Source organism: Roseibaca sp. Y0-43 (genome assembly GCF_020667835.1).
In the GTDB taxonomy this organism is placed as follows: Bacteria; Pseudomonadota; Alphaproteobacteria; order Rhodobacterales; family Rhodobacteraceae; genus Roseinatronobacter.
In genome coordinates, this window is record NZ_JAFMPR010000005.1 from 201,495 (window position 1) to 215,670 (window position 14,176).

The following is a 14,176-nucleotide window of genomic DNA, read 5'->3' on the forward strand; positions in this document are numbered from 1 at the left end:
TCCTCCCTTATGCGGCCGCGATCTGGCAAAGCGTGACCTTGCCTTCATGCATCCCCGTCACCGGGTCATAGCCATAGGTGGTGATGACGTTCACAGATTCGCCCAAGACGATCGGGTCGGTGCCCTCGGGGTAGTTGCCCCGCTGGTCTTCGCCCTGGAACCAACCTGCGAAATGGAAGGGCATGAAGGCCACGCCTGGCGCGACACGCTCGGTCACAAGGGCTTTCACCCGCGCTTTCGAGCCGCCCTCGGGGCCAGTGACCCAGACCCAGCCGCCATCTACCACACCGCGCGATTGTGCATCGGCCGGGTTGATCTCGACGAACATGTCCTGCTTCAACTCGGCAAGCCATGGGTTCGAACGGGTCTCTTCACCGCCGCCCTCATATTCCACAAGGCGACCAGAGGTCAGGATCAGCGGGAAATCCCCGAAGACATTGCGCTCTGTCACGTCTTGCTGAACCACCTTGCCGATATTGGGCATCCGGTGCTGACGACGGTCGTCGTTGGTCGGGTATTGCGCCACAAGGTCCGGGCGGCCCGAATAGATCGGCTCGCGGTGGACCGGGATCGGGTCGGGCAGGTTCCACGCCACGGCGCGGGCCTTGCCATTGCCGAAGGGCACACAGCCATGCATCAGCGCAACGCGCTGAATACCGCCAGAGGTATCAAGCGACCACGACACGTTGCCCATGGCTTCGGGATCATTGCCCCCGATGCGTGCGATATTGGCCAGTTCTTCTGGCGTCAGGTCGCTATCCCAGCCCAGCTGTTGCAGCAGCGCATAGGTGAATTGCGGATACCCGTCCTCGATCTCGGAGCCGACAGGCCAGCTGCCTTCGGCCAAGAGCGTTTCGCCATCGCGCTCCAGCCCGAAGCGCGGACGGAAGGCACCGCCCCCCTCCATCGGGTGTAGGCTGGGGTTATACAGGATATGCGTGCCAGGATGGCGCAGTTCCGGCGTGCCCCAGCAGGGCCACGGCAGACCGTAGTAATCGCCCTTGATCTCTTCGGGGGCGTCGGGCTTGGCGCGCAGCGTGACCAGATCGAAATGCTCTTGGTTCGCCATATGCGCTTTCAGACGCTCGGGGCTTTGCCCGGTATAGCCGGTGGACCAGCCGCCCCGGTTGATTTCGCGCAGCACCGATTCCGGCGTCGGCTCCATGCCGAACTTGCCCTGAACCATCTCGTAGTTCTTGAACATCTCGTCGGCGAAGCCCAGACGCTGGGCCAGACCATACATCACCGCGTAGTCGGTATCCGATTCAAAGATCGGCTCGACCACCTTTTCGCCCCACTGAACCGAGCGGTTCGACGCGGTGCGCGAACCAGAGGTTTCGAACTGCGTGCAGATCGGCAGCAGATAGGTATTGTCGGTGCGCGAATGCAGCGCCGCGAAGGTCGTCGGGTGCGGGTCGGCCACGACCAGCAGCTCCAGATCGTTCATGCCGCGCTGCGCGTCCTGCATCCGGGGCACGGTGTTACCGCCATGCCCGAACACCATCATCGCCTTGATGTTGTCCTGCTGGTCGATCTCTTCGTTGTCGATCGTGACAGCGTCGAACCAGCGGGTCGAGGTGATGCCCGGCACGTTCATGTTTTCCTCGGGCGTGCGCGCATCGCGGCCACCCTTCGCCGGAACCGCATCGAAGCGGTTGACGAAATATTCATATGGCACGTCCCAGACGCGCGCCCAGTGGTTCCATGCGCCCGCGCTCAGGCCATAGTAGCAAGGCAGGTTGGCCACATCCAAACCGAAATCGGTCGCGCCCTGCACGTTGCAGTGGCCGCGGAAGATATTCGCGCCGTTACCTTCGCCACCCACGTTGCCGGTGGCCAGCAGCAGCAGGTTGTAGGCGCGCACATTCGCGGTGCCCACGGTGTGCTGCGTGCCGCCCATGCACCAGATAAACGTCGAGGGGCGTTCCTTCGCGAATTTCTCGGCCACGCGGCGCAGCGTGTCGCCATCGACGCCGGAAATCTCTTCGACCACCTCGGGCGTGTAGTTCTTCACCACCTCGCGGACCTGGTCCATCCCCCAGACACGCTGGGCGATGTATTCCTTGTCTTCCCAGCCATTCTCGAAAATGTGCCACAACATGCCATGGACCACCGCGATATCGGTGCCGGGGCGGATGCGGACATATTCGGTGGCATGGGCCGCCGTGCGGGTGAAACGCGGGTCCAGAACGACCACGTTCGCGCGCTGGGTTTCCTTGCCTTCAAGGATATGCTGCAACGAGACCGGGTGTGCCTCTGCCGCGTTTGACCCCATGAAGATGATGGTCTTGGCGTTGCGAATGTCGTTGTAGCTATTGGTCATCGCACCATAGCCCCAGGTATTCGCAACCCCGGCCACGGTGGTCGAGTGGCAAATCCGCGCCTGGTGGTCGACGTTGTTGGTGCCCCAGAACGCCGCCAGTTTGCGGAACAGATACGACCCTTCGTTCGAGAATTTGGCGGACCCCAGCCAATACACCGAATCCGCGCCGGAATTCGCACGGATCTCGGTCATCTTCTCGGCAATCTCGTTCAGCGCCTGATCCCAAGAGATGCGCTGCCATTCGCCGCCGACTTTCTTCATCGGGTATTTCAGGCGACGGTCGCCATGGACCAGCTCGCGGACCGAAGCGCCCTTGGCGCAGTGGGTGCCGCGGTTGATCGGGCTGTTGAAAGCCGGTTCCTGACCGACCCAGACACCGTTCTGCACCTCTGCCACGACCGAGCAGCCGACCGAGCAGTGGGTGCAGATATTCTTTTTCAGCTCAATCGGCTGCGACATGTCGGTGAAGCCTGCGGCCTCGACCCGGCGGGTCATGCCTGCGCCCAAGGTGGCGACGGCGGCAAGCCCCCCGACGGTCAGCCCCGACGCGCGCAGAAAGCTGCGGCGATCCAATGGCTTGGCGGCAACACTTGCAGCGAACTGGCTCAGGCGACCGCCCGACGCGGCCTCGCGGGTTCTGCGCTTTACAAGCATTCTTATTCCTCCCGGACGTAGTAACGGTTGGTGCGGTAGAAGGCCTCGACATGCGGGGTCTCCTGGTAGCGGGCGCGAGTGCGCTCATCGCCGGTCTGTTGCGCGAAGCTGGGGCGCGCGCTGCCAGCGGTCAGCGCCGCCGCAGAGGCCGCGCCGGTCGCAGCCACGCCGAAAAAGGCGCGCCGGCTGATTGGGTTATGCTTGTCTTTAGACATCATGTCCTCCCACTAAGCGGGCGCTTCTTCGCTTGCATGCGACGCCCTTCGATCAAGTTCAGATCAAGCCGCGAGCGCGAAGGCCCGCGTTTCGATTTCGGTCAGGATACGGCCAATTTCAGCAACGGGCCGGTAAAAGGCGACGCTTGGCGCAACCGCCAGATCGTCGAAAAACTGCACCGCCCAAGGTTGCACATGGCGGGCATGGAACTGCGCCTGCGTCTTTTCATCCGCCACGATCTCGCCCGCGGCGAAATCGGCCATCACCTCGAACAGCAGCGCGATATGGTCTTCTGGTTCATGCCGTCCTTCGGCGCGGGCCACGCCCAGCGTGGCCAGATCGCCACGCAGATCGGCCAAGGGTCGCTCGTTCAGAAAGCCGGTCTGGTAGAAGCTGGCATAGGGCAGCAATTCGCCACGCCCGACCCCGATGAACAATTCGAAAAACTCGCGCTCGACCGCTTTCGCATCCGCCCCGGCCGCCGCGCGGGCGAGGTTGGCAAAGGCATGACCCAAGGGCGAATCGTCGCCCTGTAGCTGCGCGATCTGTTGCAACATCTCGGCGCTGGGCGGCGCAGCAAGAAGACGGGCGAGGAACCTGTATTGCTCGCTGCGCGCTTGATCGAATTCTTCGATGGCTGGCCCGGAACCTGGCTGGCTGTCTGTCATCGCTCTCTCTGTCGGTGATCCTGCATTTTTGTGCAGTTGTATGCAAAAGGCTACAAATGGCCGCGCGCGCTGTCTAGCGAAATAAACCTGACAAAAACACTTTTTTAAGTCTGTCAGCCCGGCCTAAGCAGACAAAACGTCACTGGGGCAATGCGCCGCCGTGACGGCGCGGCGCGGGTTGTAACTGCGCGACGCGATCGGGCTGGTTTTCTTCTTTATTCGCAACGGGTTGACGGCCCTGCCCCGAGCGGCGCACAGGGTCGGGCGGCGGTGGCGCGGGGTCCGCCACAGGTGCGTCCTGCGCGCCATCCGAAGCCGCCGCCTGCGCGGTGTCCTCCGCCGTCCCGGCATCATCCGTCGCTATCTCGGCCGACTCGGCTGTATCTGCCGCCTCTGCCGCTGCTTTCTGCCGGGGTTTGAACAGGTCACGCAACATCTGCGCGGCCTTTTCGGGGCTGGGGGCAATCCCGTCGCCCGGCACCCCACCGGGCGTGTTCCAGTCCCAGGCATAATCGACCGCAGGGTCCACATGATTGCGGATCGCGGGCGTCAGCAGCCACATCTTGCGCAGCGCCGCATTGCGCAAGGATTTGGGCACGCCCGCTCGCATGAACATGCGAATGTCGCTGTCGGCGGTCAGTTCTTCGATCTTGGGCAGCGCGGCCAGCTCTTCCTCTGTCAGCTGCGGCTCTGACGGGGTTTCTGGCGCGGTGTCTGGCGTTTCGGCGTCCTCTGGCGCGCCCGCGTCCAAAGCCGGCGTGTCCTCGCGCAGGGCCTGCTGTTTGCGCTGCGACCAACGGTTGAAGAACCCGCCCTCGCGGTCATCCGGTCCCCGTGGCATGGCGGTTACGCCCTGCGGGGGCGACTGCCCCATTTGTCATCTTCGCTCAGCACACGCGGGGCGCGCGCGCTCATGGCGTTCGGGTCCACGGGCTGGCGCTTGCGCTTCTTGAACGGGATCTCGACATGGTGCGCCTCGACAAATGCCTTGACCGCGTTGCGCAGGGAAATCGGCATCGGCACCGCCTCTACCGTCAGGTCAAGGTCAGAAGCATAGCCCTCGCCCTCATAAGGGTCGGCGGTGACATCCACCACCTGCGCGCTGCGCGGGTCTTGCCCCCGGATCACCACCCAGACAGAGGGGCGGCCCGACAACAGGTTGTCCTTGTGATGGCTGGTATCGCCCGAGTAAAGCACCATGTCGCGCCCGCCCAAATACCATGTTTCCAAGCCCCCGTCCGAGGTCAGCAGCGTATTGGGCGCGACCGCCGGTTCCTGTGGCAAGACCGCGCTTGGGCGCAGTTCTGCATTACCCCAGCGCGTGACCGGGGGGCGCCGCGCGGCCAGAACGGAGACGCGCAAAATCTGTTTCGGCATCCTCGGTATCCCTTCAGTTCAAGGCCGGTTCGACCAATGGCAGACCCATCAGCAGGTTCTGCGGCTTCATGCGGATGGTGCGGTCCGCCCCAAGGCCCAGCAGCAACCAGACCGGCTGGCCTTGCATGTCCGGGCGCAATGACGGGTCAGCGGGCAGGTCCATGCGGAATAGCCCGACAAGCGTGTCTTTCGGGCTGGCCCCATTCCAAAGCGCGTTGCCGATGGCGGTGCCGACAGGGTCCAGCCCGATAAACCAGCGCAGATCGACCTGTTCGGCCACGGAGTGCGGCGTGACCGTGACATCAAGGCCCAGCATGTGGCGCAAAAACGTCTCTATGGCGGTTGCCATGCCCGCGCGTGCCTTGGGATCGCCGCCGAAATTCAGCACGGTCGTATGCGCGTCCGAGCGCGACCAATAGGTCCATTCATTGCCGCCACCCAACACATCCAGACTGTCCACCCCGCCAGAGAACATGGCCGTCAGCGGCGAGGAATGCATTTCCTGTTCGAACAACTCGACCAGTTCCTCGTCGGCCAGCAGCAGCTTGTCGTCCTTCACATGCGCGCGTTGCGGGCGGAAAAAGCATTCGGCGGCGCGCAGAACCTGCGGATCGTCGCACCCGTCCAGCGCATTGCGCAGGATCAGTTGCAGCAGTTGCGCGGTAAAGACGAAGGGCAGCACCATCTGCTTTTGCAAGATGGCGTGATACCCTTCCTCTATCGTGCCCGCCTCCAGCAGCGTGTCGCGCAGGCGCAACAGGAACTGCCAGTTCTCGCGCGCGTCGGGATCCTTGATCGCGGCCACTTCCATGGCAGAAACCTTGGCGCGGGGCGTCTGCATCAGCCGCGAATGCAGCCCGCGCTCCGCAGCGCAAGCGTCGGCGGGCGGCAACACTTCGGGGCGCGCCAGCCACGCAAGGATCAACTCATCCGTGACCAGCAGCCGCCCCGCCGCGTTGCGGCGCGAAAAATGATGGCCAGAGGCAACCCAGAATTCGGGCATCGTTATTCCCCCCGCAGCGCGAACAGGTCCACATGGTCGTGGCTGTCGTCGCTCTCTTCTTCGAAAAACTGGAAGGCCCGGTCATGCCCTTGCAAATGCGCCCCGGCAAAAGCGGTTTCCTCGCGGGGCTTTAGCGTGCGGAACTGTTCATGGATCGCACCGCCGTCCAGCTTGCGGTGCATGGCGATCAGGGTATTCGCCGGGTGTTCGGCGCACAGGCTTTCCGCCAGCGCGACCTCTTCCTCTGCGGCAGGGCGCGCGACTTCGACACTTGGCGCGCCCAGATGGGCGAACAGTTGCGCGGCCAGTCGGTCCACCAGCGCCGCGCGCTCGTCGGGGCGGGCGTCTTGCACCACCACCAGCGTGGAATGCCCGAAGCTTTCAACCCCCAGAAAGCCCGAGCGCAGCGCGATCGTTTCCTTGCGCGTCATGGCCTGCGGATCGCGCCCCCAGAACAGGAAACTGCCGACCACGGCCCATTCGCCGGGTTGCGCGGCATGGGCGAAGATCACCTTGTCGGACGGGTCAAGCTGGATGGTGCGGGGCAGACGCGTCATAGGATGATGCCATCCGCATTGCGCCAGCCGGTCTTGCCCGCGGCCTCTAGCAGGGGGGCAGACCGTTTGCCGCCGCCCGAAGGGGTGATTTCGATCAGCCGGTCGCCCTCGATGCGGCGCACCCCGCGCAGAAGCGGCGGGTCGATGCGCATCAGGAAGCGATTGCTGACAGCGTCGAACCCCTCGTGCTTCCAGCGGTCGAGATAGAGCATGACATAGCTGGCGAAGGTCGCGACAATGTCATCGCTCGGGTCGAATTCCTCTTCCTTGAGCGAGGTCGAATTCGGCGCATCCCCCGGTGCCGCCAGATGATCGCGATCCCCGATCAGCTCGGCGCAAAAGACCAGCCAGTCCGGCACATCCTCGGGCTGTGCGCCCTCTGGAACAGCAAAGCGCGCGCCGCCCAAGCGGGCCTTGTCATAGATCACCTCATCCGGCCAGTTGATCCGCACCGCGCGTTCGGGCGCGCAATGCGCGGCCAAGGCATCGGCGAGCGAGGTCATACACAAAAGAAAGGCATTCTGGGACGTTACAAGCGGTTCTTCAGGTTCCAGAACCAACGCGAAGCTGAACAACCGCGGCCCTTCAAACACGTATAACGTGCCCGCCCCATCCTCTGCGGCCCGCGCCTTGGCATGTGAAAACAGGTCACGCGCATCGCTGCGCTTCAGCGTGAAGGGCGGTGGCAGATGTATTTTCTTCGCTTCCGTGACTGCGTGCATTGTCCCGTCTCTGTCTGGCGCGGGCATTTGGCCCGGCGCGCCTTTCCTTCGCTTTAGGTGCGACTTATATTCGCAGAGATAGTCAGCCAGAGGCCCGAGAAAAGCCCTATGCAAGCGAAGTCTGCAACACGCCTGCTGTGCACCTGCGAAGGAAGCATGGCATTTGCCCCCGAAACCCTTGGAAACCCGGCCCGCCCCGCCAGCCAGCTTTGCCGTGCGCAGTTGGATAATTTTCGCGCGGCCCTGGGCGAATACGCGCAAGTGACCGTGGCCTGCACGCAGGAAGCGGCGGTGTTTTCCGAGGTGGCAGAAGCCGAAGGCTACGCGGGCAACCTGCGCTTCGCCAATATCCGCGAAACCGCCGGCTGGTCCGAAGATGGCGCGCAGGCCAGCCCCAAGATGGCCGCGATCCTTGCCATGGCAGAGCAGGACGTGACGCCCTTCGAAGTGGTCAGCATGGAAAGCAACGGCGTCGCGCTGATCCTCGGCCGCGATCAGGTCGCGCTTGATGCCGCCGCGTCACTGGGCGACAGCTTGGACATTACCGTGCTTTTGCTACCCGGCGCGGATGTGCCCCCGCCGCGTCGCACCACATGGCCTGTTCTGCAAGGCCGCGTCGGCCGCGCCAAAGGGCATCTGGGCACCTACGAGCTGACGATTGACGATTACGCCATCCCCGACCCGTCCTCGCGCCGCAAGCTGGAATTCGGGCCTGCGCGGTCGGGCGCGATCTCTCGCGCCGATCTGGTCATCGACCTGACGGGGCAAAAGCCGCTCTTTCACGAAACCCGCCCCGGCTACCTGCGCGCCGACCCTGCCGACCCGGTGGCCGTCGCCAAGCTGGTGGCCCAAGCCGCCGAGATGGTCGGCACCTTCGACAAGCCGAAATTCATCAATTTCACCCCCGACCTCTGCGCCCATTCGCGCAACACCAAGACCGGCTGCACCCGCTGTCTGGACCTGTGCCCCACGGGTGCGATCCTGTCCGCGGGCGATACCGTGGCGATCGACCCGAATATCTGCGCGGGCTGCGGGCAATGCGCCGCCGCCTGCCCCACAGGCGCGGCATCCTATGCGCTGCCGGTGGTGGACAACGTAGTGCAGCGCCTGCGCGCGGGGCTTGCGGCCTATCACGCGGCAGGGGCCAAAGCCGCGCCGGTGGTGCTGCTGCATGACGAAGGCCACGGGGCAGAGCTGATCGACGCCAGTGCCCGCTTCGGGCGCGGCCTGCCTGCGCATGTCATCCCGCTGGGGGTGAATGAACCCACGCAGATCGGCCCCGAAGTGGTTGCCGCCGCGCTTGCCTATGGCGCGTCCGAGGTGTGCGTTCTGACCCGCGCGCGCCCCGCCCACCCCATCGACGGGCTGGAAGCGACGCGCGGGCTGATGCAGGGCATCGCGGCCGAGACCGGGCGCGCCAGCGCCATGCGCCTGTTGCAGATCGACGACCCCGACCTGCTGGACCAAGCGCTCTGGCAAAAACCGGACCCTGTGCAAGAGCGCCGCGCCAGCTTCCTGCCGCCAGAGGACAAGCGCGGCCTGCTGGTCATGGCGGTGGAAGAAATGATCCGCACCGCCCCCGCAACGCAAGACGAGATCGCCCTGCCCAAAGGGGCCCCTTTCGGCGCGGTGGTGCTGAATACCGACGCCTGCACGCTGTGTCTGGCCTGCGTGGGGGCCTGCCCGGCAGGCGCGCTATCAGATAACCCCGACCAGCCCATGCTGCGCTTTACCGAAAGCGCCTGTGTGCAATGCGGCATCTGTGCCTCTACCTGCCCCGAAAGCGCGATCACGCTTGCGCCGCGCATCGACCTTGCGGCCTGGAATGCGCCCCGCAAGGTGCTGAAGGAAGAAGACCCTTTCGCCTGCACATCCTGCGGCAAGCCCTTTGGCACCAAATCCAGCATTGACCGTGTCATGGCCAAGCTGGAATCGCACTGGATGTTCTCGGGCGAGGCGGGACGCGACCGGATGCGCCTGCTCAGCATGTGCGACGATTGCCGCACGCGCGAGGTGGTGATCGCGGGCTTTGACCCGCATGAGACGACACGATAAGCGCCCCTAGGGCGCGGATAGGACGAGGACCGATGTTTGCATTCTTCTCGGCGCCCGGTCGCGGCGCGGGCGATGTTCTGCTGACCGATGTGGCCATGGCGCTCGAAGCGCGCGGGCTGCGCGTGCGCGGGGTGGTTCAGTGCAATTTCGAATACGACCCCGCGCGCCGCTGCCATATGGACCTGCGCATTCTGGGCAGCGACCACCTGGTGCGCATCTCTCAGGAACGCGGCATCCATGCCAAGGGGTGCCGGCTGGATACGCAAGGGCTGGCAGAGGCCGTGTTCCATGTCGAATCCGCGCTGAGCGATGGCCGCCCGGACCTGTTGATCGTCAATAAATTCGGCAAGCAGGAATGCGACGGCGAGGGGTTCCGCGACGTGATCGGCCGCGCGCTTGTGGAAGATGTGCCTGTCTTGACAAGCTGCGGGCCGGGCCACCGCGCGGGGCTTTTGGAATTCGCGGGCGACATGGCCACCGAACTGCCCGCCGATGTGGCGCAGATCGTCGATTGGTGCGTGGCCCAAGCCGCGCTGGCCCGCCAGCCCCAGGGGATATAACGATGGAATTGGCCCTGCCCCTGTTGCCCAACCCCGACGCGCCCGGCCTGACCCGCAAGGTCACGGGGCGCGACCATACCGGCGCGGATGTGGACATCGCGGTTGTCGAAGAACGCCCCCTGACCATCTTCCTGAATTCGCAAGAAATCGTCACCGCCATGACGATTGGCGATTACCCAGAATATCTTGCACTCGGTTTCCTGCGCAACCAGCGCATGTTGCGCGACAGCGACGAAATTACCGGGGTCGATTATGACGAAGACATCGACACCGTTGTCGTACGCACCGCCGAAAAGACCAATTTCGAGGAGAAACTGCGCAAGAAAACCCGCACCTCTGGCTGCGCGGTGGGCACGGTGTTCGGCGACATGATGGACGGGCTGGAAGATGTCGTTCTGCCCGACACAAAGGTCCGCACCAGCGCGCTTTACGCGCTTGCCAAGCAGATCAACACCCTGCCCTCGCTTTATCTGGCCGCCGGGGCGATCCATGGCACGGTGCTGTGCGAAGACGACCGCGTGCTGGTCTATATGGAAGACGTGGGGCGCCATAACGCGGTCGATAAAATTAGCGGCGTGATGCTGCGCCACGGCATCAGCCCGCAAGGCAAGATCCTGTATACGACCGGGCGGCTGACCTCGGAAATGGTCATCAAGACCGCGATGATGGGCATTTCAGTGCTCGCATCTCGATCCGGCTTCACCGCTTGGGGCGTTGAAATCGCGCGTGATCTGGGGCTGACGCTGATCGGGCGGATGCGCGGCCAGCGCTTCGTCTGCCTGTCGGGCGAAGAGCGGCTGATCCGCGATGCCGATGTGTCCGCCATCCCCGATGAAGACCGCCGCCACCGCCGCAAAAGCGCCGAGAGCGACGCATGATCGGGGTTCTTGGGGTCATTCTTGCGGGTGGGCGCGCGACCCGCATGGGCGGCGGCGACAAGGGGATGCGGCCCTTGGGCGACAGGCGCATCATCGACCATGTGATCGAGCGGCTTGGGCCTCAATGCGCGCGCCTTGCGATCAACGCCAATGGCGACCCGGCGCGCTTTGCCGAATTCGGCTTGCCGGTCCTGCCCGACAGTCTGGCCGATCATCCCGGCCCCTTGGCGGGGGTGCTGGCGGGGCTGGATTGGGCGGCCTTGCACGGTGCCGATGCGATCGTGACCGCCGCCGCCGATACGCCGTTTTTCCCGACCGACCTTGTGGCGCGGCTACAAGACGCGGCTGGCCCCAAGGGTCTGTGTCTGGCCGCCAGCCATGACGAGGACGGTATCCTGCGTCGCCATCCGACCTTTGGGCTGTGGCCTGTCACGTTGCGCGACGACCTGCGCGCGGCACTGGAAAGTGGCCTGCGCAAGATCGTGCTCTGGACCGATCAGCATGACGCGGGCACGGCGATTTTCGCGTCGGACGCGGGCGACCCGTTCTTCAACATCAACACGCCCGACGATATTGAAACGGCGCTTGCGCTGATGGGGCCACGATGAAGGTTTACGGCGTAACCGGCTGGAAAAACACCGGAAAGACGACCCTGACCGAGCGGCTTGTCGCGCATCTGACGGGCGAAGGCCTGCACGTGTCGACCGTGAAACACGCCCATCACGACACCGAAATCGACCATCCCGGCCGCGACAGTTTTCGTCACAGGCAGGCGGGTGCGGGGCAGGTTCTGGTCGTCTCTCCCGCGCGGTGGGCGCTGATGACGGAATTGCGCGACGCGCCAGAGCCGCCGCTGGACGCGATGTTGGGGCAGCTTGCGCCCTGCGATCTGGTGCTGATCGAGGGCTACAAATCCGCGCCGCACCCCAAGGTGGAAACTTACCGCGCGACCGCCGGGCGCGACCTGCTGGCCACGCGCAACCCGACCATTCGCGCCATTGCTGCCGATTGCGCGCTGGACAGCACCCTGCCCCGGTTCGATCTGGACGACGTGCCCGCCATCGCCGCCTTCATCCGGGCCGAGGTCGGGCTATGACCCTGCAACCGCCCAAGCTGCGCAACGACTGTTTCGCCATGCCGCAAGGCGTGGATTGGGTGCCGGTGGATGACGCGCTCGCCCGTCTGCGCGCCTCGCTGCACCCGGTTGTGGCGGTGGAAACCGTGCCCGTGGCGCAAGCCGCAGGCCGCATTCTGGCTGCCGATGCCGTGGCCCGGCGGTCGAACCCGCCCGCCGCGAATGCCGCCGTCGATGGCTACGGCTTTGCCCATGCCGCGCTGACAGAGGGCGTGAATACCCTGCCGCTGGTCACGGGCCGCGCGGCGGCTGGGCAGCCGTTTGACGGGGCCGTGCCCCATGGCCATGCCGTGCGCATCCTGACCGGGGCGGTCCTGCCCGAAGGCGTGGACACGGTCGTGCTGGAGGAAGATTGCGCGAGCGACGGGCAGCAGGTGGCCTTTCGTGGGCCGCTGAAGCCCCGAAGCAACACCCGCCGCGCGGGCGAGGATGTTGAAAAAGGGCAAGTCGCTTTGCGTAAATCCGCCCGTTTGCGCCCAACGGATGTTGCATTATTGACAGCCTTGGGGCTGCCCGAGGTGCAGGTGTTCAAACGTTTGCGGGTTGGCGTTCTGTCTACCGGCGATGAACTGGCCCAAGGCGCGGCCACCGGCGCGCACCAGATTTACGACGCGAACCGACCCATGCTTTTGTCGCTGATCCAAGGTTGGGGATATGACGCCATCGACCTTGGCCAAGCCCCGGATTGCGCGACCGAGATCGCCGCGCGACTGGATGCGGGCGCGCAAAGGGCCGACCTGATCCTGACCTCTGGCGGGGCATCGGCGGGGGATGAGGACCATGTCTCTCGCCTGCTGCGCGACCGGGGGCAACTGACAAGCTGGCGCATCGCCGTCAAACCGGGCCGCCCGCTGGCCATGGCGATGTGGCAGGGCGTGCCGGTGCTGGGCCTGCCCGGAAACCCCGTCGCGGCCTTTACCTGCACGCTCGTGTTCGCGCGGCCAGCCCTGTCGCTTCTGGCGGGCGCAGGCTGGCAACAGCCGCGGGGGTTCACGGTGCCCGCCGCATTCACCAAGCGGAAGAAACCGGGGCGCCGCGAATTCTTGCGCGCGCGGCTGAACGCGGATGGTGCGGCAGAGGTATTCGCGTCGGAAGGATCGGGGCGTATTTCGGGCCTCGCTTGGGCCGATGGCTTTGTCGAACTGCCTGATGGCGGCGCAGAGATCACCCCCGGCACGCCCGTGCGCTACATTCCCTACAGCGCCTTCGGGCTTATGCCCGCCGGATGAAAAACGCGTGGCTGCCGTCGGGCATGTCTTGCGTTGCGACCAATTCGTGCCCGCTCTCATGGCAGAAATGCGGGATGTCCACCAAGGCCGCCGGGTCGCTGGTCAGCACTCGCAGCACTGCGCCAGAGCTCAACCCTTTCAAGCGTTTGCGCGCCTTCAGCACCGGCAGCGGGCAAAGCAATCCTAGCGTGTCGAGCGTGTCATCGGCGGTCATGGCGGCCCTGTTCTTGGTCTGCGCTGTAATCTGCGCAAACCCGCGCCGATTTCAAGCCTAACCGACGGGCGTGAACTGGCAACGGTCGGGCTTTATGTCGATCAGCGGCGTTCCATTCACGCATTCCAGACCGCGCACGATCAGGCGATTGCCCTCTCGGGCCACAAGCCGGACATTCGACAAACCGATGGGATTGGGCCGAATGGGCGAACGCAGGCTGAACGTGCCGCGCGGAGCATCGGCATGTTTGGGGTTTTGCAGCACCAGATCGCGGCGCGACTGGTGCAGCCAATACAGAATATCCAACCGCTCGAACTGGTCGATCCCGTCCAGCGCGCGATCCCATGGCGCGGCCACGACGATGGTGCAATCCGGCCCCGCGAGCGGGTCGCCTTGGCGCGGGCAGTCTGCGCGGGTGGGCCATGGCGTCTGTATATGGCCGATAAAGGCCAGCGTCGCATCCACGGGCAAGGGCGTGTCGCAAGCGACCTCTCCGTCGCGCAGGGGTTGGGGTGTGGTCATGGATAGCCCCTTACTAGCATTTTACTGCATTTAAGCGCATAATTTACATGTTTGCAGATTTTA

General features: G+C 64.6%; 16 protein-coding genes. 6 read left to right on the forward strand and 10 right to left on the reverse strand.

Features of this window, described 5'->3' with window-relative positions:
- Positions 1-7: 7 nt before the first annotated feature.
- The 8 genes from J1C52_RS08355 to J1C52_RS08390 all read right to left on the reverse strand — a co-directional run bounded on the left by J1C52_RS08355 (position 8) and on the right by J1C52_RS08390 (position 7,520).
- Positions 8-2,977, reverse strand: a complete 2,970-nt coding sequence (locus tag J1C52_RS08355; protein WP_227427476.1) for a formate dehydrogenase subunit alpha — start codon at positions 2,975-2,977, stop codon at positions 8-10.
- Between the two features lie 2 nt (positions 2,978-2,979).
- The gene (locus J1C52_RS08360) at positions 2,980-3,192 is read right to left on the reverse strand and encodes a hypothetical protein (RefSeq protein WP_227427477.1); all 213 of its coding nucleotides are present in this window, start codon (positions 3,190-3,192) and stop codon (positions 2,980-2,982) included.
- 63 nt (positions 3,193-3,255) lie between these two features.
- Complete coding sequence (locus J1C52_RS08365) at positions 3,256-3,861, reverse strand: TorD/DmsD family molecular chaperone (RefSeq protein WP_227427478.1); 606 nt, start codon at positions 3,859-3,861, stop codon at positions 3,256-3,258.
- Between the two features lie 139 nt (positions 3,862-4,000).
- Positions 4,001-4,702 carry a DUF3306 domain-containing protein gene (locus tag J1C52_RS08370; RefSeq protein ID WP_227427479.1) on the reverse strand — a complete coding sequence of 234 codons (702 nt, stop codon included), beginning with the start codon at positions 4,700-4,702 and terminating at the stop codon, positions 4,001-4,003.
- A 5-nt stretch (positions 4,703-4,707) separates the two neighbouring features.
- The gene (locus J1C52_RS08375) at positions 4,708-5,238 is read right to left on the reverse strand and encodes a DUF3305 domain-containing protein (protein WP_227427480.1); all 531 of its coding nucleotides are present in this window, start codon (positions 5,236-5,238) and stop codon (positions 4,708-4,710) included.
- A 13-nt stretch (positions 5,239-5,251) separates the two neighbouring features.
- The gene (locus J1C52_RS08380; RefSeq protein ID WP_227427481.1) at positions 5,252-6,241 is read right to left on the reverse strand and encodes a DUF6352 family protein; all 990 of its coding nucleotides are present in this window, start codon (positions 6,239-6,241) and stop codon (positions 5,252-5,254) included.
- Positions 6,242-6,243: 2 nt separating this feature from the next.
- Positions 6,244-6,798 (reverse strand): DUF6505 family protein, encoded by a 555-nt coding sequence (locus tag J1C52_RS08385; RefSeq protein ID WP_227427482.1) that lies wholly within the window; start codon positions 6,796-6,798, stop codon positions 6,244-6,246.
- Positions 6,795-7,520 (reverse strand): biotin/lipoate--protein ligase family protein, encoded by a 726-nt coding sequence (locus tag J1C52_RS08390; RefSeq protein ID WP_227427483.1) that lies wholly within the window; start codon positions 7,518-7,520, stop codon positions 6,795-6,797. Before J1C52_RS08390 ends, J1C52_RS08385 begins: the two co-directional genes overlap by 4 nt.
- A gap of 156 nt (positions 7,521-7,676) precedes the next feature.
- On the opposite strand from J1C52_RS08390, the gene J1C52_RS08395 reads away from it, so the two are divergent.
- Genes J1C52_RS08395 through glp form a run of 6 tightly spaced genes read left to right on the forward strand, consistent with a single transcriptional unit; the run spans position 7,677 to position 13,377 of the window.
- Positions 7,677-9,575: a 4Fe-4S binding protein gene (locus J1C52_RS08395; RefSeq protein WP_227427484.1), complete on the forward strand. Its 1,899-nt coding sequence runs from the start codon at positions 7,677-7,679 to the stop codon at positions 9,573-9,575.
- Positions 9,576-9,607: 32 nt separating this feature from the next.
- Positions 9,608-10,135, forward strand: coding sequence for a DUF2478 domain-containing protein (locus J1C52_RS08400; protein WP_227427485.1), 528 nt, complete (start codon positions 9,608-9,610; stop codon positions 10,133-10,135).
- A gap of 2 nt (positions 10,136-10,137) precedes the next feature.
- Complete coding sequence (locus J1C52_RS08405; RefSeq protein WP_227427486.1) at positions 10,138-11,013, forward strand: formate dehydrogenase accessory sulfurtransferase FdhD; 876 nt, start codon at positions 10,138-10,140, stop codon at positions 11,011-11,013.
- On the forward strand, positions 11,010-11,621 hold the full coding sequence (gene mobA / locus J1C52_RS08410; protein WP_227427487.1) for a molybdenum cofactor guanylyltransferase MobA: 612 nt from the start codon (positions 11,010-11,012) through the stop codon (positions 11,619-11,621). The genes J1C52_RS08405 and mobA overlap by 4 nt, the downstream gene beginning before the upstream one ends.
- Positions 11,618-12,109 carry a molybdopterin-guanine dinucleotide biosynthesis protein B gene (gene mobB / locus J1C52_RS08415; protein ID WP_227427488.1) on the forward strand — a complete coding sequence of 164 codons (492 nt, stop codon included), beginning with the start codon at positions 11,618-11,620 and terminating at the stop codon, positions 12,107-12,109. The genes mobA and mobB overlap by 4 nt, the downstream gene beginning before the upstream one ends.
- A complete protein-coding gene (gene glp / locus J1C52_RS08420) occupies positions 12,106-13,377 on the forward strand; it encodes a gephyrin-like molybdotransferase Glp (RefSeq protein ID WP_227427489.1) in 1,272 nt (423 codons plus the stop codon). Before mobB ends, glp begins: the two co-directional genes overlap by 4 nt.
- Here glp and J1C52_RS08425 read toward each other — a convergent pair.
- Positions 13,361-13,591, reverse strand: a complete 231-nt coding sequence (locus J1C52_RS08425; protein ID WP_227427490.1) for a sulfurtransferase TusA family protein — start codon at positions 13,589-13,591, stop codon at positions 13,361-13,363. The two genes, glp and J1C52_RS08425, sit on opposite strands and share 17 nt — an antisense overlap.
- Before the next feature lie 57 nt (positions 13,592-13,648).
- Positions 13,649-14,113, reverse strand: coding sequence for a tRNA (N6-threonylcarbamoyladenosine(37)-N6)-methyltransferase TrmO (gene tsaA / locus J1C52_RS08430; RefSeq protein WP_227427491.1), 465 nt, complete (start codon positions 14,111-14,113; stop codon positions 13,649-13,651).
- Between the last annotated feature and the right edge of the window lie 63 nt (positions 14,114-14,176).

Coding starts and splice junctions, on each gene's coding strand:
- J1C52_RS08355 (WP_227427476.1), bottom strand. CDS start 2,977: ATGCTTGTAAAGCGCAGAACCCGCGAGGCCGCGTCGGGCGGTCGCCTG.
- J1C52_RS08360 (WP_227427477.1), bottom strand. CDS start 3,192: ATGTCTAAAGACAAGCATAACCCAATCAGCCGGCGCGCCTTTTTCGGC.
- J1C52_RS08365 (WP_227427478.1), bottom strand. CDS start 3,861: ATGACAGACAGCCAGCCAGGTTCCGGGCCAGCCATCGAAGAATTCGAT.
- J1C52_RS08370 (WP_227427479.1), bottom strand. CDS start 4,702: ATGCCACGGGGACCGGATGACCGCGAGGGCGGGTTCTTCAACCGTTGG.
- J1C52_RS08375 (WP_227427480.1), bottom strand. CDS start 5,238: ATGCCGAAACAGATTTTGCGCGTCTCCGTTCTGGCCGCGCGGCGCCCC.
- J1C52_RS08380 (WP_227427481.1), bottom strand. CDS start 6,241: ATGCCCGAATTCTGGGTTGCCTCTGGCCATCATTTTTCGCGCCGCAAC.
- J1C52_RS08385 (WP_227427482.1), bottom strand. CDS start 6,798: ATGACGCGTCTGCCCCGCACCATCCAGCTTGACCCGTCCGACAAGGTG.
- J1C52_RS08390 (WP_227427483.1), bottom strand. CDS start 7,520: ATGCACGCAGTCACGGAAGCGAAGAAAATACATCTGCCACCGCCCTTC.
- J1C52_RS08395 (WP_227427484.1), top strand. CDS start 7,677: ATGGCATTTGCCCCCGAAACCCTTGGAAACCCGGCCCGCCCCGCCAGC.
- J1C52_RS08400 (WP_227427485.1), top strand. CDS start 9,608: ATGTTTGCATTCTTCTCGGCGCCCGGTCGCGGCGCGGGCGATGTTCTG.
- J1C52_RS08405 (WP_227427486.1), top strand. CDS start 10,138: ATGGAATTGGCCCTGCCCCTGTTGCCCAACCCCGACGCGCCCGGCCTG.
- mobA (WP_227427487.1), top strand. CDS start 11,010: ATGATCGGGGTTCTTGGGGTCATTCTTGCGGGTGGGCGCGCGACCCGC.
- mobB (WP_227427488.1), top strand. CDS start 11,618: ATGAAGGTTTACGGCGTAACCGGCTGGAAAAACACCGGAAAGACGACC.
- glp (WP_227427489.1), top strand. CDS start 12,106: ATGACCCTGCAACCGCCCAAGCTGCGCAACGACTGTTTCGCCATGCCG.
- J1C52_RS08425 (WP_227427490.1), bottom strand. CDS start 13,591: ATGACCGCCGATGACACGCTCGACACGCTAGGATTGCTTTGCCCGCTG.
- tsaA (WP_227427491.1), bottom strand. CDS start 14,113: ATGACCACACCCCAACCCCTGCGCGACGGAGAGGTCGCTTGCGACACG.